Source organism: Bacteroidota bacterium (genome assembly GCA_016718825.1).
Classification (GTDB): domain Bacteria; phylum Bacteroidota; class Bacteroidia; order J057; family JADKCL01; genus JADKCL01.
The window spans coordinates 1-24754 of sequence record JADKCL010000023.1 but is presented as its reverse complement, the minus strand read 5'-3'; the positions used below and the strand labels follow the sequence as shown (position 1 = coordinate 24754).

General features: G+C 50.1%; 21 protein-coding genes and 1 pseudogene. 9 read left to right on the top strand and 13 right to left on the bottom strand.

Going from position 1 to position 24754, the window contains the following annotated elements; translation table 11 throughout:
• The first annotated feature begins 95 nt into the window (after nt 1-95).
• Complete coding sequence (locus tag IPN95_21010) at nt 96-3440, top strand: T9SS type A sorting domain-containing protein (protein ID MBK9451849.1); 3345 nt, start codon at nt 96-98, stop codon at nt 3438-3440.
• Between the two features lie 322 nt (nt 3441-3762).
• Here IPN95_21010 and lpdA read toward each other — a convergent pair whose 3' ends face one another.
• Nucleotides 3763-5160 carry a dihydrolipoyl dehydrogenase gene (lpdA, locus tag IPN95_21005; GenBank protein ID MBK9451848.1) on the bottom strand — a complete coding sequence of 466 codons (1398 nt, stop codon included), beginning with the start codon at nt 5158-5160 and terminating at the stop codon, nt 3763-3765.
• A gap of 253 nt (nt 5161-5413) precedes the next feature.
• Between lpdA and IPN95_21000 the strand changes: the two genes are divergently transcribed.
• Nucleotides 5414-6838 carry a glycosyltransferase family 39 protein gene (locus IPN95_21000; GenBank protein MBK9451847.1) on the top strand — a complete coding sequence of 475 codons (1425 nt, stop codon included), beginning with the start codon at nt 5414-5416 and terminating at the stop codon, nt 6836-6838.
• On the opposite strand, the gene IPN95_20995 is transcribed toward IPN95_21000, so the two are convergent.
• The 6 genes from IPN95_20995 to IPN95_20970 all read right to left on the bottom strand — a co-directional run bounded on the left by IPN95_20995 (nt 6835) and on the right by IPN95_20970 (nt 12302).
• Nucleotides 6835-7263: a DUF1573 domain-containing protein gene (locus IPN95_20995; GenBank protein MBK9451846.1), complete on the bottom strand. Its 429-nt coding sequence runs from the start codon at nt 7261-7263 to the stop codon at nt 6835-6837. The genes IPN95_21000 and IPN95_20995 overlap by 4 nt on opposite strands.
• Nucleotides 7264-7429: 166 nt before the next feature.
• A complete protein-coding gene (locus IPN95_20990; GenBank protein MBK9451845.1) occupies nt 7430-7852 on the bottom strand; it encodes a DUF1573 domain-containing protein in 423 nt (140 codons plus the stop codon).
• A gap of 159 nt (nt 7853-8011) precedes the next feature.
• On the bottom strand, nt 8012-8440 hold the full coding sequence (locus IPN95_20985) for a DUF1573 domain-containing protein (protein MBK9451844.1): 429 nt from the start codon (nt 8438-8440) through the stop codon (nt 8012-8014).
• Nucleotides 8441-8505: 65 nt separating this feature from the next.
• Complete coding sequence (locus tag IPN95_20980) at nt 8506-8940, bottom strand: response regulator (GenBank protein MBK9451843.1); 435 nt, start codon at nt 8938-8940, stop codon at nt 8506-8508.
• Nucleotides 8941-9152: 212 nt separating this feature from the next.
• Nucleotides 9153-10607, bottom strand: a complete 1455-nt coding sequence (locus tag IPN95_20975; GenBank protein ID MBK9451842.1) for a DUF2254 domain-containing protein — start codon at nt 10605-10607, stop codon at nt 9153-9155.
• Between the two features lie 150 nt (nt 10608-10757).
• Nucleotides 10758-12302, bottom strand: coding sequence for a phosphatase PAP2 family protein (locus tag IPN95_20970; protein MBK9451841.1), 1545 nt, complete (start codon nt 12300-12302; stop codon nt 10758-10760).
• A 191-nt stretch (nt 12303-12493) separates the two neighbouring features.
• Here IPN95_20970 and IPN95_20965 point away from each other — a divergent pair, with 191 nt between their 5' ends.
• The 3 genes from IPN95_20965 to IPN95_20955 all read left to right on the top strand — a co-directional run bounded on the left by IPN95_20965 (nt 12494) and on the right by IPN95_20955 (nt 14709).
• Nucleotides 12494-13177 carry a hypothetical protein gene (locus IPN95_20965; protein MBK9451840.1) on the top strand — a complete coding sequence of 228 codons (684 nt, stop codon included), beginning with the start codon at nt 12494-12496 and terminating at the stop codon, nt 13175-13177.
• Between the two features lie 9 nt (nt 13178-13186).
• Nucleotides 13187-13702, top strand: a complete 516-nt coding sequence (locus IPN95_20960; GenBank protein MBK9451839.1) for a hypothetical protein — start codon at nt 13187-13189, stop codon at nt 13700-13702.
• Nucleotides 13703-14196: 494 nt separating this feature from the next.
• On the top strand, nt 14197-14709 hold the full coding sequence (locus tag IPN95_20955) for a hypothetical protein (protein MBK9451838.1): 513 nt from the start codon (nt 14197-14199) through the stop codon (nt 14707-14709).
• Between the two features lie 39 nt (nt 14710-14748).
• Here IPN95_20955 and IPN95_20950 read toward each other — a convergent pair whose 3' ends face one another.
• Nucleotides 14749-16815, bottom strand: a complete 2067-nt coding sequence (locus IPN95_20950; GenBank protein ID MBK9451837.1) for a tetratricopeptide repeat protein — start codon at nt 16813-16815, stop codon at nt 14749-14751.
• Between the two features lie 454 nt (nt 16816-17269).
• Here IPN95_20950 and IPN95_20945 point away from each other — a divergent pair, with 454 nt between their 5' ends.
• On the top strand, nt 17270-17785 hold the full coding sequence (locus IPN95_20945) for a hypothetical protein (protein ID MBK9451836.1): 516 nt from the start codon (nt 17270-17272) through the stop codon (nt 17783-17785).
• 56 nt (nt 17786-17841) lie between these two features.
• Here IPN95_20945 and IPN95_20940 read toward each other — a convergent pair whose 3' ends face one another.
• The 5 genes and pseudogenes from IPN95_20940 to tsaD form a co-directional block, all read right to left on the bottom strand.
• Complete coding sequence (locus tag IPN95_20940) at nt 17842-18447, bottom strand: twin-arginine translocation pathway signal protein (GenBank protein ID MBK9451835.1); 606 nt, start codon at nt 18445-18447, stop codon at nt 17842-17844.
• Between the two features lie 369 nt (nt 18448-18816).
• Nucleotides 18817-19263, bottom strand: coding sequence for a hypothetical protein (locus IPN95_20935; GenBank protein ID MBK9451834.1), 447 nt, complete (start codon nt 19261-19263; stop codon nt 18817-18819).
• A 45-nt stretch (nt 19264-19308) separates the two neighbouring features.
• The gene (locus IPN95_20930) at nt 19309-19671 is read right to left on the bottom strand and encodes a hypothetical protein (GenBank protein ID MBK9451833.1); all 363 of its coding nucleotides are present in this window, start codon (nt 19669-19671) and stop codon (nt 19309-19311) included.
• A gap of 1518 nt (nt 19672-21189) precedes the next feature.
• Nucleotides 21190-21504, bottom strand: a complete 315-nt coding sequence (locus tag IPN95_20925; GenBank protein ID MBK9451832.1) for an AAA family ATPase — start codon at nt 21502-21504, stop codon at nt 21190-21192.
• 117 nt (nt 21505-21621) lie between these two features.
• A pseudogene (gene tsaD, locus IPN95_20920) lies at nt 21622-22576 on the bottom strand (tRNA (adenosine(37)-N6)-threonylcarbamoyltransferase complex transferase subunit TsaD).
• Nucleotides 22577-22972: 396 nt separating this feature from the next.
• Here tsaD and IPN95_20915 point away from each other — a divergent pair.
• The 3 genes from IPN95_20915 to IPN95_20905 all read left to right on the top strand — a co-directional run.
• On the top strand, nt 22973-23221 hold the full coding sequence (locus IPN95_20915) for a hypothetical protein (GenBank protein ID MBK9451831.1): 249 nt from the start codon (nt 22973-22975) through the stop codon (nt 23219-23221).
• A 181-nt stretch (nt 23222-23402) separates the two neighbouring features.
• A complete protein-coding gene (locus IPN95_20910; GenBank protein MBK9451830.1) occupies nt 23403-23885 on the top strand; it encodes a hypothetical protein in 483 nt (160 codons plus the stop codon).
• A gap of 318 nt (nt 23886-24203) precedes the next feature.
• Nucleotides 24204-24754 (top strand): hypothetical protein (locus IPN95_20905; GenBank protein MBK9451829.1); only part of this gene is annotated, 551 nt, incomplete at its 3' end.

Sequence of the window (24754 nt, the reverse complement as noted above, 5' to 3'; positions counted from 1 at the left end):
TTTGTTGGGTTTTTGGTGGTAAAGTGTCGAATGCAAAACGTAGGTAAGCATCAAGGTTGACAGTTATGTAGGGTTCAAATAAAATGCTGAATGCTATGAATTTCCGAATCGGGGTTTCGCTTTTGATTGCGCTTGTTTTCTTGTTCCTGCAACGTCTTGAAGCCCAATGCTACGGAAATCCGCAGGCTGAATCTCAAGTATGTGCCTTCACCCCAGTATCACATACGGCGTACACGACATGCGGGAATTGTACCCATAATTGGTCGGGCTCTCCGATTGCAGGTCAAGGCACGCCCACTGCAACGTATGTATGGACGGGAAACGGAGATGGCCATCGTTACGAATACCCGACGGTAAGCAGTTTCAATCCCAATGCGAACTGTAGTTTTTACGACGTCTTTCAAACCACGGTCGGGAAGCAGCCTACCTTTCCGATGCCCGCCATCGCCAACGGGCCTTGGAACGGGGACACCGGTAAAGTCTGGATTTACCAACGAAACCGTGGTTCTTTGTATGTTGCCCCATATTATGTCTACACCCCATCTTGGAGCGTTTCCGGTGGTACCTTGCTAAGTTCCCATACTGTTCCATTTACGGCCAACGGATTTCTAGATACATTGAAAATCAAATGGTCAGGCGGGAGTCCGATGGTGCTGACCGAGACACGTGCTACGACCCACTACGGCAATTATGGCTATTCATTTAACTGCAATTGGCCATTTATCCAACAATCACCTTCCTATCCATCCTTGGCAATTTTCCATCCACCGGTATGCGCAGGCTCACCCTTCAATTTCTACACATTCCCATTTGCCAATTCCACCTACACGTGGTCGGTAACGAATGGTGCAATCATTTCCGGCCAAGGGACAAACAGTGTGCAAATCACGATGGCGAGCAATGGCACCGTCTCCGTCCAACGTGACAGTGCCGGAACGATTACCAACGCATCCTCGACGGTCACGCCGCAAATTCCGGTGATTAACCTTGGACCTGATCAACAGATTTGTCAGGGTGCGAGTACGACCCTCACTGCGAATCCCGGCTTCAGCAGCTATCTTTGGTCGACCGGTGCAACGACACAGAGCATCTTGGTGACAAACCCCGGCCAATACCGTGTGACTGCCTCGGTCAACGGTAGCTGCGTAGCCATGGACACGCTCAATGTCAGCCTGATCCCGACAATTCGCCCCAACCTTGGGCCTGATATCAACACTTGTAACTTCCCTGTAACGCTGGATGCCGGCCCGGGCTACGTGGCCTACGCTTGGAACACTGGTGCCACGACGCAGGTAATCAACCCCTCTGCGTCAGGCATGTTTCGCGTTACTGTCACCGATGGCAATGGTTGCCAAACCAGCGATACCGCATTGGTTTACAACGTGCAACCGACCGTGAGTTTACCGTCCACGGCAAGCTATTGCTTTCCAGGTCCTTATGTGCTCAACCCTTCGACATTCAACGTGACAAGCTATCTTTGGTCAACTGGTGCTACAACCAATACCATCCAAGTGACGGGCCTTGGTCCTCAAACGATTTGGGTGCAGGGCAGCAACATATACGGATGTTCGGCCAGCGACACGATCGTCGTCACGGGAAATCCGCTGCCAAGTCCCAACATCGGTCCGGATCAAACCGTTTGCCCAGGTACGCCTGTGACGCTGGATGCCGGTCCGGGTTTCTATTCTTATAACTGGACCAATGGCCCCAATTCGCAGACGTATACCGTGACAAGTCCCGGCACCTACGTCGTACGCGTGTACAATTCGTTCATGTGTACTGCCACGGACACGGTTGTCATCAGCCACTTTCCATTTACACCCGTCAACCTTGGTCCCGACATCAATGTTTGTCAGGCATCTGCGACACTCAATGCAGGCGGCGGATACAGCAGTTATCAATGGAGTACAGGTGCCACGACACCCTCAATCAATGTCACTTCGGCCGGAGTCTATTCAGTGACAGTCACTGGAGCGGGCGGATGCGTGGCAACGGACGACATCAATGTGAGTTTCAGTAATTTCAGCTTCACGCTTGGAAACAATGTAACGGTCTGCGAACCGCAAACGGTGACCTTGAATCCGCAATTGGCAGGCATATTCAATTACAATTGGAGCACAGGCGCAAATTCGCCGACGCTGACATTGACTGCACCTGGCACTTACAATGTGATTCTCACGGCTTCAAATACGTTTGGCTGCGTGGCTAGTGACACGGTGGTTGTCACGATTTTGCCAACGCTGCCTTCTTGGCTTGGAAGCGACACCGTGATGTGTGCCGACACGTCGATCACCTTGAATGCCGGCCCCGGATTCTCAAGTTATGCGTGGTCCACGGGGGCGACAAGTCAATCCATTGTCGCTGCATCTGGCGGTGTTTACCGCGTAACTGCTACGGCTCCCAACGGTTGCGTGCGACTCGACACGATCAACGTTTCCGGGCTGATTGATTGTGTTTTTCCCGGAGATGTCAACTATGATGGGTTGGCCGATGTGATGGATGTATTGGCCCTGGGAACGGCACTTGGCCATAGCGGTTCGTCGCGCCCCAATGCAACCACCCAATGGTATGGTCAAAAAGCGTGGAATTGGTTGGGAAGCCTCGGATTGGGAGCGAATTACAAACAAGGAGACACCGATGGCGATGGAGACATTCTTGTAGACGATACGCTTGCCATTCAGCTCAATTATGGAAGTACCCATACCAAGACGGGAACCATAACAGGCGGGCCGGATCAATTGCGAATCGTTCCTCTGAACAATCCGGTTCCTGCAGGAGACATCGCACGCTTTGGGGTTTACTTTGAGGGACTTTCGGGAACCAATGTCGATTCTGTTCACGGCCTGGCCATGAAGATCAGTTGGAATTCGACCGGCCTCGCCAATTCGGGTTTGAAGTGGGTGGATTATTCCAATGCTTGGTTTGCACCGGGAAATAACAGGATGTCCTTCGCAAAATTCGGTTCTAACTCAGCAGAAATCGCGATTTCCAGGACGGTGCCTACAGATACAAGTGGTCAAGGAATGGTGATGATCCTCGGGTTTCAGACAGATTCCAACCTTGTCGGCAGCAATGTCGCTTTTTCACCGACTGTGAATATGGTTCAGTCGGTCGGTATGAGTTTGTTTCCGCATACTTTGCAACCGTCGGTGACTGCGGCTTCGGTCGTTGGAGGCGTGAACATCAGTCCTGCAATCGTCGCCCACGTCAGGATTTGGCCTGTCCCGGCAAATCAAGTGATCAACGTCGCTGTCGAAGGCCAAATGCCGCGCAACGTCCGCTTGGTCAACATGCTCGGTCAAGTCGTCATCGATATGCCCAATGCAGCCGGCGATCGTGAGTTTGTGCTCAATACCTCCCATTTGCCTGCAGGCGGCTACAGCTTGCAGGTGACCACGGAGGATGGGTTGATCACGAAGAATGTGGTTTTGGGGCATTGATGTGAATCGGCAGCGGTTTGTCCCAATGGCAATTTCACGAGGAGGGATGCTCTTCCGATTGGAGGCTAATCGGAATGCTGTGTAGTTCCTGTATCGTAGCTTTCAGATTCCTCGTCGCTTCGCTCCATCGGAATGACAAGGGAAACTTCGCTCCATCGGAATGACAAGGGAAGCTCCGCTCTATCGGAAAGACAAGGGAACGCTCCAATCGACCGGTTTAGAACCAGATGGCTACGAGATTCGCACACAATCCCCCCAAAAGAAAAATGGAGAATACGCCAAAACGCATTCTCCATTCTCAATTCTGCATTCTCAATTCAAATCACAAATGGATCACCTCATCATACGCAGCAGCACATGCTTCCATGATCGCTTCTGACATGGTCGGGTGCGGGTGCACCGACTTGATGATCTCGTGGCCGGTCGTTTCCAGTTTCCTTGCGACGACCACTTCGGCGATCATCTCGGTGACGTTGGCGCCGATGAAGTGGGCACCGAGCCATTCGCCGTATTTGGCGTCGAAGATGACTTTGATGAAGCCTTCTTTTTTGCCGGCTGCACTTGCCTTGCCGCTTGCGCTGAAAGGAAATTTGCCGATTTTGACTTCGTAGCCAGCGTCTTTCGCTTGCTTTTCGGTCATGCCGACGCTCGCAATCTCGGGCTGACAATACGTACAGCCGGGGATATTGCCGTAGTTGAGCGGCTCGGTATGAACACCTTTGATCTTTTCGACGCAGATGATGCCCTCGGCCGAAGCCACGTGTGCCAACGCAGGTCCGCTCGTGATGTCGCCGATGGCATAAATGCCGGGCACGTTGGTGCGGTAATATTCGTCGACCACGACTTTGCCTTTTTCGGTTTTGATGCCGAGGCCTTCCAAGCCGATATTCTCCAGGTTAAAGACGATGCCGACCGCGCTCAACAGGATGTCTGCTTCGATTTTTTCTTCGCCTTTGGCCGTTTTGACGGTGGCGATCACGCCTGCGCCCTTCGTGTCCACAGCCGTCACTTCGCTGCTTGTCATTACATTGATGCCGCGCTTTTTGAAGCTCTTGGCCAATTCGCGGCTCACATCCTCGTCCTCGACAGGCACGATGCGGTCCATGAATTCGATCAGGGTCACTTCGGTGCCCATGGCGGAGTAGAAGTAGGCAAATTCGGAGCCGATGGCACCTGAACCGACCACGATCATTTTCTTGGGCAGGGTAGGGAGGACCATCGCCTCGCGGTAGCCGATGATTTTTTTGCCATCGATCGGCATGTGCGGCAACTGACGGCTGCGTGCACCTGTCGCGAGGATGATGTGCGGCGCGGTATAGATCGTTTTTTCGCCTTTGTCGTTGGTGACTTCGACCTTTTTGTCCTTGGTCAAGGTTCCAAATCCGGCGATATGCTCGATTTTGTTTTTGCGGAACAGGAACTGAATGCCCTTGCTCATGCCATCTGCGACACCGCGGCTGCGGGAGACGACCTTGTCAAACATCGGTTCGGCACCGGCAACCTTGATGCCGTAGTCTTCGGCATGTTTCAGATATTCAAAGACTTCTGCGCTTTTGAGCAGGGCTTTGGTCGGGATACAGCCCCAGTTGAGGCAGATGCCGCCGAGTGCGTCGCGTTCGACACAGCCAACCTTGAAACCCAATTGTGCTGCGCGGATGGCAGCCACGTATCCGCCGGGACCCGAGCCGACGACAATGATATCAAAAGAGGTATTCGCCATATTCTTTTTTGTGATGTAAAATCGGCACAAAGGTAGAAATAATTGGCAACTGAATGTGGAGAGTTGAGAGAGGAAAGTTGAGAGTTATCGGGCTACCCAACGCTCGACGCTCCACTTTCAATTAGCTTCGCTGATGTGCTTCGCAGTTGCTTGCGCGAACCCTTCGGGTTTCTCCACCTGATCAAACAAGTTTTTCTACCGCAAAAACATGCCATTCGCGGCTAAAAATTGCGTAATTTGTTCGTTCCGCCGAATGAAAAAATGGATGCCATACCTGATCGTTTTGACCCTGCTTTTGGGCGGGTTGATCGTATCTGCCTTCTATTCACCCATTTGGTACGACGATGCGGGGCACTTTTTGGTCGCACGGGAAGCTGCCCGCGGCAATGGTTTGTGCTATCCGCTGGATCAGACCGGGGAACACTGCGAATCGGATTCCCCATTTATCACGATGGGGCCGGTTTTGGCCTATCCTTTGGCGGGGTGGATGGCGATTTTGGGTGAATCGATGTTGATGGCGCGCCTCGGAATGGTGCTGCTGACTTTGATTGCCGTCTTGGCGCTGGTCTGGGTGGGCCGCCTGCTGACACGACCGCAAAAAGCGATTGTCGCTGTCGGATTGATGGCTTTGAACATCCAATTTCTGACCTACGGCGCAGAAGTCTTGGGTGAATTGCCCATGATGGGATTCGTTTTGGCGGGTCTCGGATGCTTTTTGGCTTGGGACCGGAATGGCGGCTGGCATTGGGCCGGATTGGGGATTTTGACTTGGTGTTTGGCGATCGGAATCAAGGAATATGCGATTCTGCCCCTTGGTTTGAGCCTGGTTTTTTGGTGGTTGATGCGGGAAGTCGCACGCGACCGCCCCGTTTCTGTCCTCAAATTGGGTATTTTCTTCTTCCTCGCGCTCACACTGACGCTCACACTGTTACACGGTGGGCCAAATGGCCTGATCGAGTATTATTTGGGGCGGCAAAGTTACACTTCGGAGTTTTTTGCCTTGGAACTCGGCATTTCTTTGAAATTTTTGTTGCTCAAGCCACTGTTTTGGCTGGGAACAGCGGGCATGGTACTCAAATGGCGCGTAAAACGTCGGCCCGAGGAGGCCTTAACCTTGTCCGTACAGGCTGCTTGGCTGGTTTTCTACTTGTTTTCAGCAGGATATGACCGGTTTGGTTTCCTCTTGTTGTTTTTACCCGCCATTTATGTCGCCGAATTTGTCCCCTACATCTGGAAATCCCTTGGAAGGATCACACATTGGGCTTGGTTGCGCCGCACGATGCTGGTTTTTGCGGGATTGATCGTGTTTGGTCAGCAAACTTGGTGGGTATTCGGGAAGCGCATCGTCCAACCTGAGACGGTCAACGCCATCGAATGGAAAGCGACTTGGCGATTGGAGCATGCAAAAGCCAAAGTGATTCTAACCGCCGAGCAGCAAATGACCGTCTTTCTCGAAGAATTCCATTTGAAATGGCGGCTACCCTCCATCGTGCCTTCGCAGGGAAGAGACTGCAACGGCTTCCATCCTGACTTCGAATTGGCCCACGGCGAATTGTTTTTGGCCGGCCCGTATGCCTTTACGGAATATCAAAAGTGCATCGACTGGGGAAATCTCACGGTCGTCGACAGTGTGACGGCAGGGGAGGAGAAGTGGGTGATTTACCGCGGAAAGGACTAATGGTTCCCTGGTGAAGTTTCAATCGGAGCCAAATATTTCGGCTCCTCGGGCTTGGGCAGGATGTTACCCTTGACATACAATACGATCATCCCCGCAATCGTATCATTCGATAAGACGATAAGGTTCTTCTTAACCATACCGATTCGGTTGGAGTCGTATTTTCCTAGGATCTCGGATTCGCCTCCCGGCTTCACAGGCTCGCTGCTCCAACTCTGGGCATAACATCCGCCGGTAGATTTCACGCTTGTTAGGACCAAATCCTGATCGCCGACATTCCTGAATTTGTACACAAACTCAACATTGCTGCCTTGGAGTATCTCGCCGATGTCGATGGTGGTCGTGTCAAATTGGATCCTCGGGCCGTTTAATTGCGCGAGGAGCATCGTGGGCAAGGCAAGGAGTACAAGAAGGACGAACTGCTTCATGTGCAAGATTGAAGCATCAAATTAGTGAATCGAAAGCGGGATACCAAATGAAGGCTGAGCCTTCACCGAATACCAAAAATGCATCGATTGGTCCAATCTGACCGTCGTGGACAGTGTGACGGCAGGGGAGGAGAAGTGGGTGATTTATCGCGGAAAGGACTAATGCTTATGAGGTGGGCTCCTCGGTTGGAGCCAAATAGGTTGGTTCGGCGGGTTTGGGAAGGATGTTTCCCTTGGCGAACAATACGATTTTCCCAGTAATCGTATCGTTGGACAACACAGTTAATGACTTGTTAAACCTCCCTATTCGGTAGGAATTGTATTCTCCGATCACTTCGGATTCGCCGCCGGGCTTGACCGGTTCGCTGCTCCAATTTGGAGCAAAGCAACCACAAGAGGATTTTACGAAAGCCAAAATCAAATCCTGATCGCCAACATTCCTGAATTTGTAAAAAAAGCGCGCGTCTCCGCCTTGGAGTATCTCGCCGATGTCGATGGTGGTCGTGTCAAATTGAATCCTCGGACCGTTTAATTGCGCGAGGAGCATCGTGGGCAAGGCTAGGAGTACAAGAAGGACGAACTGCTTCATGTTCAACATTGAAGCATCAAAGTAGTGAATCGAAAGCGGGATGCCAAATGAAGGCTTCGCCTTCACCGAATATCAAAAATGCATCGACTGGGCCAATTTGACCGTCGTCGCTAGCGTCTCGGCAGGGGAGGAGAAGTGGGTGATTTACCGCGGAAAGGATTAGTGCTTATGAGTGGGCTCCTCGCTGGGAGCCAAATAGGTTGGCTCGGCGGGCTTGGGTAGGATGTTTCCCTTGGCATACAATACGATGTTCCCTGCAATTGTATCGTTGGAAACGACGGTCAAAGACTTTTGAAACATCCCTATCCGGTTGGAATCGTATTTTCCGATGATCTCGGATTCACCGCCGGGCTTGACCGGTTCGTTGCTCCACCTCGGGACGTAGCAACCACAAGAGGACTTTACCATTGTCAACACCAAATCCTGATCGCCGACATTTTGAAACTTGTAGACAAACTGCGCATCTCCGCCTTGGAGCATTTCGCCGATGTCGATGGTGGTCGTGTCAAATTGGATCCTCGGCCCGTTTAATTGCGCGAGGAGCATCGTGGGCAAGGCAAGTAGTACAAGAAGGACGAACTGCTTCATTTTCAAGGATTGAAGCATCAAGTTATCAAATTGGTTCTGGGAACGCAAGTGGAGCTGGCAACGGCTCAATTGATGCCCGCACTCGGAAACAGCCTGCTGATCAGCTCGGCAATGGCCTCGGACCCAATCGGCTTGGGGCAATAGCCCGTTACCGAAGGGAATCGGGCAGCACGCTCCCGGTCAATTTCCAGTGTCGAACTTGAAACCACGACAATTTGCTGCTCCTGCTTTTCCTTGGAAGGCAACTTCTCATACTCCTCGAGAAATTCGAAGCCATTCATGATCGGCATGTTGATATCGAGCAAAATCAAGTCGGGTTTGACGTAGTCTGCGGCGTGTTTCTCCTTCTGATTCAGGTACTTCAGGGCTTCTACACCGTTCATTTCGGAATGTATGTGAATGCCAAGCCCAAGTTTGTTCAGGATATGGGAATTGTAAAACAGCGTAACATCATCGTCGTCGATCAGCAGGATCGAGTTCAGCTTCTTCGGGTGTTCCATCGTGGTGTACATAGCGTTCTTGGGTCGATGTTGCAAAAATGGCGAAATTATCTTTGGAAGTTTACATGTATTTCGATCAATGTCCGTAAATAGACGGTGAATGGCAAATTTTTATATGCCGTTCACGAAATTTCGCTAGAATTCGGTGTAGAATTTCGGTTTGTTTTGCAACGATTTCTTCCTCAACGCAGTACAAATCGCCGCAAATTCAACTACACCTCGGCCAACATGGTAAGGTATTCCTTCATCTTGCCTTGCTCCGTCCGCAGGGTCTGTAGGCTGTGCGCATAACGCTGCTCGCATTCTTGGCGCTGCGCGGTGGGCAATCTCTGCAAATCCGTAAAGGTGCGTTCGATTGCATTCAAACTTGCATGCAAGTACCGACAGAAGTAATTTTTCTGAAGACTTCTCACATGTTCCTGAAAGACAAAAACTTGCTTCAGCTCCTCCTTGGATTTTCCCAGCATTTCGAAGTCCTCAACTTCCTTGAACAGAACGCAAAGGTTGTGTGGATTCTGAATATGAGGTACAATTTCCGTGATGACATGAATGATATGCCTCACGACAATCGGGTCCGTTCTGCCCCAAAAATAGATTTGGTTGAAGGCGTGGTCCACGACCTTGTCAAAATTGAATTCGTTGACGTAAATGTTCTGACGCTCAAGCTCCAAAGTGCTCGCGGAGGGAATCCGGTATTGCCCAAATTCCCGGACGACGTCTCCCAAATAATTGAGGCAGGTGATGGCCGTGGTCGGGTCATTGATCGCTGGTGAAATGGCTTTGACGGCGATATCCACCAATTGCCGGATGCCAAAGTTGATGTCTTGCGTGTAGCTGCGGTAGTCGTGAATCTTCATTCCTCGCCGCACAATCAGGTTGAGGATGCGCTTGCGGATGGGATTTTGGCCCAAATAATCCACGTGGGCAATCACCGAACCTTTGGCAATAAAGCTTCCGACGAATTTTGTTACATAGACTTTATGCCCAAGCAGCTTCATCAATTTCAACATGGCCGACGCAAGGTGGGTGAGGTAGCCGTTTTCGGCCGCAAGCACATGATGGAAGCTTTCATATCCTTCGGGCAAGATCAATTCGTAGGTCTCAGGATCGTTGAAAGCCCATTTACGCTTGAAATGCACCTCTATTTCGCGGATGGTGCGGTCGGAGATGTTGCGCGTGATTTTGGCCGCGTTGATGTTGCGGATGATGTAATAGATGAAGTACGGAAAGACTACGAGAACCAAAAATATCCCCGCTACAATGCCCGGCGCGGCATAGTTGATGACTTGGCTTCCAATCTTGAAGCTGTCATCCACGCCCGTGAGTCCGAGAAACTTCAACGAAAGGTTGTAGCTGATCGCCATCACAAACAGCGCCAAAACCAATTGCACACGCCAATCCTCCCTGAAAAACCCACGCACGATTCGCGGAGAAAACTGCCCTGAGGCCAGCTGCAAGGCCACAAAAATGGAGGAGAAGGTCGTCACGACGATCGACGTCAGCACCCCGATCATCGTCGTGAGCAATTCGTCAAATGTAAATCCCGGATCCCGCGCAAATGCCTCCTGCCGCTCCACGAAGATCCAAGTCAGCAGGAGCAAGGTGGTGGCAAACACCAACCCCGAAACCCAGTACAAACGCAAAAATTCGCGGAATTGCTTCAACATAATGGTTTTGAGCGTGCAACGTGGCACCCGTCACAACAAAGATAATGGATCATCGCATTGTTTCGCATTCGGGCCGGATGCAGCGCCTTCAAAAATGAAAATGCCCACGAAATCGCAGGCATTTTCTAGATTTTCCGAGGCAATCTGACCTTACAGCTTCACAATCTTGCTGCTTGCCACAGGTGCATTTTTCGTGTCCAAAACCTGCAAAATGTACTTTCCAGCAGGCAATGCCATCAGGTCGAGCACCGCTGTGTTGATGCTTTCGCCGACGATGCGGCCATCCATTCCGTAAATCACCACCTTGCCCAGCTTGAATCCTTCGTAGGAAATCAAGGCATAGTTCGGAGTCGGATTGGGGTAAAAGCTGATTTTGGCAGTTCCGGCAACAGAGGTCGCTGCATTTTCCGTGGTCACCTGCGCAAACAGGTCATTGATGTTTTCGCCGACCATTTTGCCGAGCGTGATGGCGAGCACATCGCTGAATTCGTAGTGAATGCCACCATACAATCTGGACGTCGCGGCTTCGTAGGCGGCTTCGTCAAAACAGGCAAACGAGCGCGGGCCGCCGAAGTTGCTGCCATGGGTATTATCCGTGAAGCTGTAAGTCGATCCAAACAGGTCATTCATCACCGCCGTCATCGCGCCTGATTGGGTGCTATGACCACTTGTGTACTCGGGGAAGGGAGGCGTACCAATCAACGAACTCCAAGTCGAGTCGATGTTCGCGCGGATGTAGGTGATCGGACGCATTAAATTGTAGGTGTATTTGGTCTTCCAGCAGCTGATGAAGGCATCCGTCTGCGACATGGCCAATTTTGCGTAGGCATAGGCTGACCATCCCAGATTGGCGTTTTCCGTGTCCAGACACTGTGTCAAAATCGAAATGCTATGACCGGGAGGAGTAATCGTACCGCCGCCATCACCCCAAAAATAGGCGATGTTGATTTGGCCAGGGGCGAGGTTCAGTCGTGTCGAATATACCTGATGGGCATAAGCGTAAAACGCTGAATTTGTATCGGTAGAATATACAGGTGGTGCAACGGGAATCACAGGCGCAGCCACATTGCCGGCTGCAAATGGACGGTTATCACCCCAATGCGGCTGCAAGGCTGCTGCATACGCCGGAGGCGTCGGTACCCACTTGCCAGCGCCTGTCGGTGGCACGTAACTCGGATCGGTATTGTGGGCATAACCTTGGTGGCCACCGTCGGTCTTGGACCAGTTGAAAATGTCCGTGGCGACGGCTTCGCCGAACGCTTTGGAGACAGCGTAGCTCGATTGGCCGGTGTAGCCCGCATTGTAGCGGTCTCGGAGGGCATGAATCGAATCCTTCTGGGGTTGCGAGGCATTGGCCCAGAGGCTGTCGACGACCAAGGCAAGGCAATTGTTGGCGACAGTCGGCCAATGGTAGGAGGTGCCCGGCGCCGGATCGGTGACGGTGAGGCCGGAAAGCTGCGTTTCCAGGCTCATGCGGTTGGGCATGCCGCCCACAAGGGCCTCGTACACGGCCAATCCCGCGTACCCAAGCGCACGTGACGCGACGGGAGGCGTGAAGCCCGTGCCGTTTTTGATCAGGTACAATTCGGTGCCAAACCAGTCTTGTGTGACTTGGGAATCATAGCTGTAGGCGTCTTGCGCCTGCGCGACCCCGCCAAACAAGGCAAAAGCAGTCAATAGTAGTGATTTTCTCATACTGTGGGAGTAATAAAAGGTGATATTAAGCAATCCCGTTCAGCAAGGCAAATCGTCGACAGTTAGAATTGCATCTCCTTGAATACCCATCCTGCGTTTTTTGGCTAGAATTGAAAGGAATTCTTGTGCTGTAAACCTTGTCCAAGTTTTGAATCATAGCGCGTTTGTTATAGCTTTAGATTGTGAACAAAATGATCCATCCAATTTTCAAGACCGCCTTCATTGGCCTGTTGATCTTCTTGTTGAGTGGGAAATTATTGGCTCAGTTCCAATATGTTGGTGGGTCTGGGCAGGTATTGATCGCGCCTACCAAAGGTTCCCAAGCCATTGTTTCGGCAAATTGGCTGATGCAGTTTTCAGCGCATCATGCTATTGGACTCGAACTGGGATTGCCGTTTTACTTTTCCAGGAATCCTGCCAAGCAATTCGACCTACCTCTTGATCCTCGCTACATTGTCCAAATGGAATGGTCACGCAAGATGTCCCCGATAGTCACGGCTCGTTACCGGTATTTCCTGGGAAATGCGCCCTTCATCGGGTTTGCCCTCACAGGCGGGGTGATTTCGGAGTCTCTTGTAGCATCAAGGAATTATCAAGCGGGCAATATCTGGATGTCAGAGGTACCTGCAGTTGCGATCGATCAATCGATAAAAAGTCCGATTGTCCGATTCACTGCCGAGGCTGGCCTCATGCCCAATATCGGCGAACGAATGTATGCCTTGGTTCAGGGAGGGATTGGCCTTCAGCTCACTGCAAACCCCATCAGCGCATTCGGAGAGGTTGATTTTGGCGAGAATGAGACCTATCGCCTGAGACCCTACCATGGCAAAGACATTTTCGGGAACTTTCAATTCGGATTGGGTGTGAAACTGTGACGAAAAAACATGAGACGATTGATCAAAATCCAGGAATTGCTGAATGGGCGTGCACAGAAAAGGCTTGGGTTCCTTCTGGGGATCACTGTATTGCTATTCTTGGGCGGATGCAAGATATGCGCCTCAGACGATTGTGTGCATGGGGAATGCAAAACCGGTCGTTGCCAATGTGAAGAGGGCTGGAGTGGGGCAGAATGCGACCAACCCTCAAGAGGCCCGTTTGATGGACTTTACTTGGTAGAAGATGGATGCCATTGGACAAATTACAATGTCAAGATCATCGGCGGCGCCAACGGCCATGATATGCGCATCGTTGGCCTGCACGGGCAGATGGATACCCTCTATGCCGATCGAGACAAGGACCTGCCCAATTGGTTCAACATCCCGGAGCAGCCAATTTCACCGCAGGGGTATTCCATTGAAGGCACAGGTGAAAAACAAACGAATATCACCATCAACTATTCTACGAAGGACGATCTGGGGGACTACGATGACATTTGTATTGCTCGGCTTACCAAATTGTAGGGGATGATTTGCGCGGGTGAAGGGAAAGAGTTTTGCTAGTAAAGTGTTGACATAGAATGAATTGAGCTTGATTTTTTTTGAACAATTGTTGTTGTCCAGCCGCAACAATTAGCGTTTCAAAACGTCCATAGTGGGCAATAATTTCGACCCCCCCAATCAAGAAATGGTTGTCGAAATTGCAGTTTCAGCTGTCAAAATTGAGCATTAGCCCAAATATGAGTCATGTTTTCTTGAATCCTTGGGTGCAAACGAGCCTGAATGTTCTCCTCGTTGCGCTCGCGTATGTCGGAAACCTGCTTGTGCAAGGGTTTTGTCAACCAGTGGGATGGGCTTTGGTTGTGCTTCAAGTTGCCTTTTTTCCCGTCGTGTTTTGGCCGGTTCTGCGAATGAGTTTTCCAAAACTGCATCTGGTTTGACATTTCTTGCAGGGAATTGCATTCGCGATTTGCCTTTATAGCCTCATTTTTTTGGGGATATTCAATCTTTACATGCCAGTGATGCTGATCCTGGGCGTGGGGATTCCTTCATTGTCGTTGTACTTTTTTACGGTGCAATTATTTTGGCGGTATGCGAGACCCGTGACAAATTGGCGGCAGCGGGGGCCATTTCTCTCTGCAATTTTGTTGATGCTCGGCGTTGGAGTTTGGTTTGCGACGGAGCATCTCGCCGGAGCGCAAATCGCCATCGCCTTGCGCAATTCGCCCAAGCCCTACGCTGGCCCCCACGAAGCAGCTGTTGAACGCGTGATCGGAATGCATTTCAAATACCATACCCGACCTGAAATTTTGGATGGCTGGCGACCACCATTGCACGATCCTGCATTGGTGATTGGACTTTTGATCACCAATATGCAAGACCCTTTGCCGATTCCCCTTGACGAACGCGTTGCCTTGTACCAAAAGGTCTTTCCTGAGCGTCCAATTATCATGGAATGCGCTTGTGCAAACAGTTTTGATGGACAAACATACTTTGTTGCAATGCAAAAGATCGCTCCTAGCTCCAAGTAGGGGTATAAGCTGCAAGCCCTTGAGGGGGCGAACCCCAGCCTACTGCTGCAAACTCTGCAAAAATGCCGGATCCATCGGCTGACCAAGCGCTTGCGCCTTTTGGGCGTCGGCCAAGGCCGCTGATTTGTTGCCGAGATTGGCATGGGCGATCGCGCGGTTGCTGATGAAGGCCCCGCTTTTGGGATCCATTTGCACCGCTTTGTTGAAATCCGTCAAGGATTCCTGCCATTTTCCGAGTCGCATATAACAAACGCCACGGGCATTGACAGCACCGCTGAGATTGGGTTCATATTTCAACAACTCCGTGAAGTCCGCAATCGCCTTGGTGTAATTGCCCATGTCAAAATGGGTCACCGCGCGGTTATTCCACGTGTTTTTGTCCTTGGGATTGATTTTTAATGCCAAGTCCAAATCCGCCAAGGCTTCCATCCGCATTCCCTTCCGCGAATAGATCGCCCCACGGTTGCTCAACGCGCCCGCTGCCGCATTGTCAATCCGCTTGTTGAAATCAATCGGCCCCAAAATGTCCAGCACCTTGGTGTAATCCGCCAAGGCTTTGTCGTCTTCGCCGCGGTCAAAGAAGATATTCCCGCGGTTCAGATAACCTAGGTGGTAATTGGGCTGCAATTCGATGGCCGTGGTTAAGTCTTGAAATGCTTTGTCGAATTCGGCTTGCGCCTCGGCGGTCTTATTTTGGCTGCGAAGGTATTGGCTATGACGACGCAGGTACTGCGCGCGGTTCACGTAGGCCAATACGACCTTGCGCGGGTATTTTTCCATCACATCCGTCCAGAGCGTGTCGGTGTTTTGCCAAGCCGGGACGTATTGCCAAGTCAAAACCGCAGAACCCAAGACCCATAATCCAGCAATTCCAGCCACCACAGGCATCAAGGCCGGTTTTGCCTTCACGGCGCGTTGTGCCAACATGGCCAAGGCAAAAAACAATCCGATGTAGGCGATGTAGGTGAAGCGATCCGAGAAAAAGGCGCTACCTGCCCCCACGATTTGGAGCAGGAAAATGATGTTCACCGAGAAAAATGCCAGTCCAAAAGTGACCTCCTTGGCCACCTTTCGCAGGAAAATCGCCCCAATGATTGCCCCGATCGCGCTGGCGAGTCCCACATAGTGCAAGGTCGTCACTGCTTTGGGATAGGGGTAAAACGTGCAAGTTTCGTAGGGCACCACCGCCTTCACGATGTACAAACAATAGGAGGTAAAACCCAAGGCCACACGCTGGAACAGGCCAAATGTTTGGGTCGTGTCAATCGTTTCCCCCTTCGAAAGGAACAATACGCCGATGTAGCCAATGATGGCCGAACCAATAAAAAATGGCACCTTTTCGAGGATGGTGGGCATGTTAAACTTCCGCGAACGGTACCAATCCAAGGCGATCATCGACAATGGCAAGGACACCGCTTGAATCTTGCTCAACAAGGAAAGCACGAATAAAATCATGCAAATCCCGTAAAAAAGCCACTTTTTGGTGTCCAGAAAACGCAGGTAAGCGATCAAAGCACCCACATAAAAGGTCCCGAACATCACGTCTTTGCGTTCGGTAATCCAAGCCACCGACTCGACGCGCAACGGGTGAATGCCAAACAACAATGCTGCCAATCCAGCCCAAATCGGATTCAGGCCCATTTGAAGCATCAGAATGAACACAAGCGCCGTGCACAGCACATGCATCCAGAGGTTGTTGATGTGAAAGAGCCTTGCTTTGTCTTCCAAGGCCTTTGTTGGATCTTTGGCTTCCGCTGCCGGATCCTTGACCAATTCCCATTCCCAGGCAAACATCGCCACAGGCAACGGATTGTAGTTGTTGTTGACGGGTTCCTTGAAAATCGCATTGTAGTCACCTTCCATGACCATGGAATTTTCATAGACATATTCGTCGTCGTCCCAATTGGTCCAGTGGAGTTTGGTCACGCCCGAAAACACGATGGTGGTGACCAAAACGACAATCAGGCCTACAATCCAGGTCATTTTGGAGATGCTTGCCAAACCTGATGTGGTATTGGGAAGCTTCTTCCCGGTTTGGGGTTTATTGGCGGGCGGCGTGGTTTTCCGTTCCGTTGTCTTTTTGGACGATGAATTTTTGCCAGACATTCTCTCTTCTTAGATTGATGGGGCAAGATAGCAAGTCGGCGAATGGAATTCAAGAAGGCAAAATCCTTCGTTATTCTAATAAACTTTTTTACGAAAATTTCTCTGAAAATGAATGCTTAAGAGTTGATATACAGGAACTCATCCTTAAATTGGGTTAAATTCATGCCGATGAAAAAGTACTTTCTTGTTTGGACTATTCGCCCTGCTTTTACCGCTTTTGCCATGCGCTCAAGTGACGCACCAATTGCACCTTGGATATGGTTTCGATGAATTTCGAGCGCCGTTCCTCGAGAATACACCCATCAATTTGACCGCGGATTCGCCGATTTGGATGAAAAGAAATTACTTAGAGCTCTCTTGGGACATGGTGTTAAAAGGTGGATTTCTCTTGCGCGAGCGGTTTTCGTAGGGCATCGACAAAATTCCCTATCAAACGAATTTTCATGAAAATCATTTGGCTGCCGAAGCTTGGGGACTAGAGGGTGGAGACTTACTCACCTTCGTACAGGATTTTGGGTATATCCATCCACTCGCTCAAGACCGTTTGAGACTTTCGGCAGGCGCTGGTTTTGGCCTGCATCTTCGCGTCAACGGTGCGACTTGGGTTAGTCCCCTGCAGAGTCGGGATCTCGGCGACCCGGTTGATGAGGGATATTTGGTCGTTTATGACGCGATGGGTGCTGTGATTCAACCCTTTGTAGGTTTGAGTTTCTCGCCCGTAAAGCATCTCTGGATCGGTCTCGAGCAACGCCATGAATTCTGTTTCCAGTCGGTCAATGTGCGGGTCCGCCATGACATTTACGACGGCGAAAATTTCTTAGGCGATTGGAATGAAGAGATTTTGAACGACAATAGCCGCAGTTTTCAGTATCAGCCTCCATTGGTGAGGGTCGGTTGGGAATTTGGTCCTCGAAAGCGGAAAAACAAGAAATTGAAGGAAGGGGTGTATTTTGGGCCGACGACGAATTGAGCTGATTGGATGCGAAAGGTTCAATGCTCAAACTCCGGAAGAATCTCCGTGATGGCTTAGCGGCCACTCAAAACCACATCAAAATGGATGGCAAACGTTCCCGCAATGTCTTCGGGTAAAATTTCCAGAATGCGTTGATTTGCTTTGGCTTGCGAGGCCCAGGGATCTTTCTGAATATGCGGATCGCCCTTGAAGTAGATCTGGGAGATCAATTCGTTGTGTTCTGCGGCACGCACACGGAAGTGGATATGGCTCGGACGATACAGTTTGCCGTTGAGGTATTTGCCAGGGAAAATGGTTTTGAAGGCGTATTCCCCTGATTTGTCGGTTTTCCATTGTCCGCGCTGACGGAATTGGTCGGTTTCATTGTCGTATTCGCCCTTGGTGTCGCAATGCCATATTTCGACGGTTGCGTTTTCCAGCGGCGTTTTGCAATCGGGACCAAGAATCCTGCCTTTTACACTGATGCGGGCCCCCTCGAGTCCTTCAAAAGTCAAATCCGACCGCAGCGGCGAACCTTCCCGGTAAAATGGTCCCAAAATGTCGTTGGTCGTGTCACAATCGCCTTTGAAGCTGCCGTCGATGGCTTTGGCGATCGTTCCGAATGTCGACAACGAAAAAGCTGTCAAGGCGGTGGTGGTGAGAAATTTCTTGCGGTTCATGGGGAAGGAAAAGTGAAAAGTGAAAAGTGAAAAGCGGCGTTGGGTTTCAAATTCTTCAACGAAGTTCATTGTAGCGAATGCGAATGAACGATACGTATGGAAACCAACGTTGGTGGCAACGTTTTATTGCAGATCGTCTTCTTTTCGATTGCGCAAATTTGATCGAATTACTTTGTTGGAATGGTTTGCATCCTGGTCGCCAATTGGAGGCTTGTTTGAGGGCCGCGTGGCTGCATCGAGATTCGGATGGTTTTGCGTTGATAGTCCTCGATTTGCGGCATCGTCAACCGGAATTTTGAGACGCGCAATTCGTCTCTCAGGTTTTAGCTTTGTTGCTAATTGAGCGGAAAGGGCATCGCGGCGGCAAGGCTAGCTTTCCATCGGGCTTCGCTCGCATCGATTTTTCCATCGCATTGCATGCTGGAAATGCTGTCCATGATGGCCTTTGCGTGCGACTTGCTGAGGCATAGTAGGCGTTGCTTTTTTCCGTCCGATTGATGCAAGGTCATTGATATTCTGCTGAATATCATCGAGCATTTGGATTTGTTCATCGACGATTTTCTTGACCTCCGGACGTTTTTCAAGGATTTCTGCGAAGAGTTCACCAACCAAGTCGTTGGATTCGCGGCTTTTGAGTTCAAAAGAGTATTCAGAGTTGGAATTTGAATCCTGAAGCGCTTCGGGGATGGTTGGGTCTATTGGCTTGCGGCTGCATGCAGTCAGGGTAAAAGTTGCGCATAGGAGGAATGCGGATAAGATTCTGAGTGACATTGTTTTCATGCGAAATGTTGGGGTTGGGGTGTTGGTTACGCGCAAATTGGAATGAAGGTTGTTCGAGCTAGAAGTGAGCGGATGAATGCCTTACAATAGCTCGGGGACCATTTGTAGGACTTTGGCGATTTCGGGGTGTAGGCGTGCAAATACCGTAGGATTGAATTTGTATTGGCGCTTCATTTCTAGCCAAATGGTTGGGAAGTGGTTTCTACCGAGCTCCTCAGTCCAGTGTTTTTGGCCGATTTCCTTAGCTTCTTCCAACGAGAATCCAGTGTTAATCGGAATATACCTTGTCGGAAAGCATTGCACTAATTCCTCAATACTGTTAGAATTTCGGCAACCAACATATTTTCGCAGAATCTCCAAGTATTGATCCACAGCAGATGCCCTTTTTTCTATAAATTCCTTGGAAGTGTTCATTTCCAACAAATCGCGGGTGTATTCAGCCATTTTGGATTTTCGAGGAGTGGCTTTCCGATGAATGTCAAAGAAACCAGTACTCAAATTCAGCCAGAAATAGTCCATCGGATCCTCGTTGCGTGGATCGATAAAAACAGGAAGCTCAGTGGGAGGGGCAACCCGAGGTGCTGACTTTTCGAAAAACCTGATAGCAAGTCCAGTATCACCTTCAAACACCGCAAACGCATCCAATTTTCGATTGTTGCAGGTCGGACAAACAAGGAGATGGTTGGAAAATGCGAAAGTGCGCTGTGGAAAAAGCTTCTTATTGAAAATGTGTTCAATCTGCACCGCGCGATCATGTTCGCAGTAGCAACAAAGGCCTTTTCCGGCACTTGCTGTTTGCAACAATGCTTGCCACTTCGTTGGCAGCCTTGTTCTGCGCCAACTCTTCCACTTTGCGTCGAGGTCACTTTGGGAATCCCTAAGCAACCGCTCATTGACTGCTTTTTGGTTGCGCTGCAATGACGTTTGAGTTGAACTTGTCAGCAGAGCCTCCTCGATCCTTACCGAAATCATAGTTGTAGCAACTCTTTTAGCTCGTCAATCCGTTTCCAGCCCGATTCGTCGATTTCGTCAAACATCGCGTTGGTCTCCAACTGGGCAAGTTCTTCCACCATGGCTCTTGCCTCTGGCGACCTTCCATCTTGCTTGCCAAATAGCTCCGATCCGTAGGAATCTAGGACATTTCCATAAACCAGACTGTTTCTGTTCTCCGCTTTCTATGAGTCGTGGTTTTCTTCAATTCCTGCTGCTGGCAGGTACCAAATCTGACTGTCGTCACCTGCGGCTCTGATGACAAGTGGGCTGTGCGTTGCGACGATGAATTGATGTTGGGAATACTTTCCGAAACCAGGTGCCACCCGGCCTGCCAGTCTGGTGGAGATGGGCGTCTACCCTGTCGATGAGGACGAGTCCTTCTTTATCTATGAAGTCGCACCAAGATTTCCTTTTAGTTTCCGGTCATCACTGTCAACCCAATCAAGCTTAGTTGGTGATGAGGTGAATTAGTTCCAACGCAATGCTAAGAGCCGATTTTATTCCCTCGCTAAGTTCACTAAGTGGAAGAATACTATCATTGCCATCCTTGAAAATACGCCGTCCGCTGTTGCTTCATGAAATGAATATCCTTTCCAGGAAGAAGCCCCGCGGTATTGATAAAAATGCCTGACACGGTCCAAAACAAATTTAGCTAAGTCACGCTCGGCTGATTAGCAGCTGTGTAAGCCCTTGTCAGTTGATCCTTTAACCAAATCCATGTTTCTATTAATGAAGCGTCTTTTTAAATACGTGATATATGCTCCGAGCGTTGGGATTATTCGGATAGACTTTTGTTAAGTGACTTCATCACCTCCGAAGAATCTCCTAAATGGTCCGAATCCAGCAGAAAATTCTAATGCATTGTTCGCCCAACCAAACCCTTGATCATTTGACTTCGAAATTGAATGTCCCTTTCAAATCGTACAATTGGTCAGTCCATCTTTTTGATTGTGAACATCCCTTGACCATCTAATGCACGGAATCTCCAATATACCGAAGTGCTATCTCCACCTGCACCTCCCATTCAGTTTTAGTTTTGAATGAAATGGTAGATTCTATTTCATTGGCCCCTGACGAACCCACGACCCCAGCTTGGAGGTGATCCAGTCGCAAAATCTCTGTCGGCCCTATCAACGCTAAAGCAATCGCCCGCAAAACCGTCGTCTTACCCGGAACCATTTGCCCGAGCAGCACATGCCATCCTGCCTCTTTGGCTTCGGGAAAGTCCATTTTGAAGTCTTCAATGCCTCGGATGTTCTTGATATGAATCGATTTCAGGTACATGGGGCTAATTTACGGCTTTGGTTGATTTTTGGAATACGCGACTGATACATCATCATCCGAACCTCCGCCGGAGGCAGTGTTCGGTCGGCGTGCGGCGGACGCCGCTGCCAATACGCTTCACAAGCTCTTCTCTCGCGTAAACGGCACCACAAACTGATCGGTGAAGTCACCTGCGAGGTATTTGTAGTGCGCGGCGATGGCGATCATGCCGGCGTTGTCGGTGCAGTATTCAAATTTGGGGATGTGCGCTGTCCAGCCTTTGCGTTGGCAGAGTTCCTTCAATTCTTGGCGAAGGTGACTGTTGGCGCTGACGCCGCCGGCGATGGCGAGGTGGGTGATGCCGTGAAGTTTGGCCGCTTCCTTGAAATTGCCCAGCAGGTAGCTCACAATCCGGCGTTGGTAGCTCGCGCAGATGTCGTGTTTGTTTTCCTGGATGAAGTTGGGCTTGTTTTGATTTCCATCCCGCAGCAAATACAAAAGGCTGGTTTTGAGTCCGCTGAAGCTGTAATCGAGCCCTTCGAGGTGCGGTTTGGGGAATGTAAACCGTTTCGCATTCCCTTCGCGGGCCAATTTGTCGATCGTTGGACCGCCAGGATAACCGAGTTCCATGACTTTGGCCGCTTTGTCAAAGGCTTCGCCGGCGGCATCGTCGATGCTTTGGCCGATCACTTCCATGTCCAAATAGTCTCGCACCAGCACAATTTGCGTATGTCCGCCGCTTACCGTGAGGCACAAGAAGGGAAACGTCGGCGGCGAATCACTCAGAAAATTGGCCAATACGTGGGCATTCATGTGGTTGACCTATCAGCGGAATTTCCAAGCCAAGGGCAAATGCCTTTGCAAAGCAGGTTCCGACAAGCAAGGCACCGCGAGACTCCGGCCCGGCGTGTAAATGCGATCGCATCCAACGCCCGCTTTGTTCACACCCGCATCCGCAAGCGCCGCCATGGTCACCGCGACAACCCGTTGCTGATGCAGCCGAGAGGCCACTTCCGGAATCACACCGCCATAGACGCTGTGTTGCAAATTATGAAGAAATGACATTCGACAAAACCACCCCTTCGCGGATCACCGCAGCAGAAGTTTCGTCACCAACTGGATTCGATAAGCGAGAGGATCAGAGGCACGGCTCAAAATTAACAATGAATCATGAATAATTAATCATGTCGTTGGGGCGCATTCGTTGCTTCACTTTTCAGCGACTAACTCCGAACACTCCAATGCTTGCACGAAATCGAAGATTCGGCGACGCCAATGCTACGCATTTTTCCATTTCCATTCTCAATTAGCTTCGCTGATGTGCTTCGCAGTTCTCCATTTTCCATTCTCCATTTTCCATTCTCCATTTTCCATTCTCCATTCTAAACTATTCCTAACTCTTTTCACTCTATCACTTATTCACTTATCGTATCTTTGCTTGATTTGAAAAGGATTTTGTGCAATTTCTTCCGAACGCTGCGGCCATTTTGTGAGCCTGAGCTTGCTGGTATTGCTTGCACTTTGGGTTTTGCGCTCCCAATGGGCACAAAATCAGCTCGTTCCGATTTTGGAGAATGCCATTTCGGATGCGCTCGGTGTTCGCATTGAGATTGGGACGGTGGACATCGACTTGCCCGCCTATGCTGTACTCACCGATCTTAAAATGAAGGATGATCAGCAAATCGACATGTTTGCCATCCAACGCGCCAAGATCGGATTCGGAAGTTTTCCTTGTTGAATTTTATTTTTCATCCCAAAGACGTCCAAACCATCAAGATCAGCGACGTGCAAGTGATTGCCCACAGGCCCATCTTTACCGTAGCAGGATCGACTCCGTTTGGAACTATACCTGCCTGATTTCGCCCAAAAAGGATACGACACCCTCCAAACCGCTGCGCCTTGAATTGGATTTCCCTTCCGTGGCCATCCGAACGGGCGAATTTTCCATGGTGGACAGTACAAAATCGGATTCCGTGTTGGCAGTGCGCAGCCCCATGAACTTTTCCAACATGCATTTTCGGGAGCTTTACGCGGATTTGAGTTACCATTTGGATCCCGACCTTAAAATGTATGGGCAGATCAAACAATTCTCTGTTGATGAGGTAAGCATCTGCAAACGCAGAATGAGCTTTCCGCCGATTACCCTCATCGATTTGCGTCCGTCAGAGCCGGCTGTTGAGTATTTGTGCAGATGCACCAAGCTTCGGATTGGTCGCACGCGGGTCGATATGGATGTCGAAGTCCAAAACATCCGCAGGGACACTTGGCGGAACGAGCTAACCCAGCATTTGCAGCCAATTTCAGGTCTTCGACATTTGATTTTAAGGCACTGGAACAAGTTGCTACCCAAGCCGCTACCGATGGTCGGAACCCATTCACTTGAGGGTTTCTTGAAGGGATAGAGGGAGGGTATTTATTCCGATTCGATGCGGGTCGGCATGATGACTTACACGCGACTGCGTACAAGCCTTGCTGTCAAGAACTATATGCAGCCTGAAAACTTGCAATTTACCCTTGGGATTGAAGACGGTAAATTGTCTTTTGAGGAGCTGCAAAAATTCCTTCCTGCGACAGAAATTCCCTTGCATGGCATTGTAGGGGTCAAAGGAACCTTGGTCGGATCACGAGATCAATTGAAAACGGTAGATAGAGGTGTGAGGAATTTGGCATCTTGTTCTCAATGCCCGCATCAATGACCATTCCAAAGGAGATGACATTTTATGGACATCAAATTCAAGGACAGTCAATTTCGGTTTGGCGAACTGAAGCAGCTCATGCCGCAGATGAATTTCCCGCCTTGGTTGTCCCGATTTGGCACCTGTAGGATCGACGGAAAGTTTTTGGGAGGCATCAACGATTTTGTGGTCAATGCAGAAATGACATCCGCCTATGGAAATTTGAGTTCCAATTTGCATTTAATCCTCCCGCCGAAAGCCAAATTGATCACCTATGACGGCTGGATCAGTACCCAAAACATCAACTTTGAGGCTTTGCAGGCCGATTTACCCATCCATTCTCGGAATTTTAACTTCGAAGGTACGATCAAAGGTTCTGGCACCGAATGGGGCAAAATGAATGCTGACATTGACGGAAAACTACGGAACTCAGACATTGAAGGTTTTTTGATCGACGAACTGTTTACCAAGGAGCTAAAGATCAGGGGATATCACATCAACGGCGGGTTGGATGTCGTCGACAAGGCTCGGCCTCCGTATGTGTGGAAATTGGATTTGCCCGATTCTTCGCAGCATTTTTTATGGTGGGTGACGCC

Bases quoted from the DNA above. Each gene is read 5' to 3' on its own strand.
- IPN95_21010 (MBK9451849.1), top strand. From the start codon at position 96: ATGAATTTCCGAATCGGGGTTTCGCTTTTGATTGCGCTTGTTTTCTTG.
- lpdA (MBK9451848.1), bottom strand. From the start codon at position 5,160: ATGGCGAATACCTCTTTTGATATCATTGTCGTCGGCTCGGGTCCCGGC.
- IPN95_21000 (MBK9451847.1), top strand. From the start codon at position 5,414: ATGAAAAAATGGATGCCATACCTGATCGTTTTGACCCTGCTTTTGGGC.
- IPN95_20995 (MBK9451846.1), bottom strand. From the start codon at position 7,263: ATGAAGCAGTTCGTCCTTCTTGTACTCCTTGCCTTGCCCACGATGCTC.
- IPN95_20990 (MBK9451845.1), bottom strand. From the start codon at position 7,852: ATGAAGCAGTTCGTCCTTCTTGTACTCCTAGCCTTGCCCACGATGCTC.
- IPN95_20985 (MBK9451844.1), bottom strand. From the start codon at position 8,440: ATGAAGCAGTTCGTCCTTCTTGTACTACTTGCCTTGCCCACGATGCTC.
- IPN95_20980 (MBK9451843.1), bottom strand. From the start codon at position 8,940: ATGGAACACCCGAAGAAGCTGAACTCGATCCTGCTGATCGACGACGAT.
- IPN95_20975 (MBK9451842.1), bottom strand. From the start codon at position 10,607: ATGTTGAAGCAATTCCGCGAATTTTTGCGTTTGTACTGGGTTTCGGGG.
- IPN95_20970 (MBK9451841.1), bottom strand. From the start codon at position 12,302: ATGAGAAAATCACTACTATTGACTGCTTTTGCCTTGTTTGGCGGGGTC.
- IPN95_20965 (MBK9451840.1), top strand. From the start codon at position 12,494: ATGATCCATCCAATTTTCAAGACCGCCTTCATTGGCCTGTTGATCTTC.
- IPN95_20960 (MBK9451839.1), top strand. From the start codon at position 13,187: ATGAGACGATTGATCAAAATCCAGGAATTGCTGAATGGGCGTGCACAG.
- IPN95_20950 (MBK9451837.1), bottom strand. From the start codon at position 16,815: ATGTCTGGCAAAAATTCATCGTCCAAAAAGACAACGGAACGGAAAACC.
- IPN95_20940 (MBK9451835.1), bottom strand. From the start codon at position 18,447: ATGAACCGCAAGAAATTTCTCACCACCACCGCCTTGACAGCTTTTTCG.
- IPN95_20930 (MBK9451833.1), bottom strand. From the start codon at position 19,671: ATGGCTGAATACACCCGCGATTTGTTGGAAATGAACACTTCCAAGGAA.
- IPN95_20925 (MBK9451832.1), bottom strand. From the start codon at position 21,504: ATGTACCTGAAATCGATTCATATCAAGAACATCCGAGGCATTGAAGAC.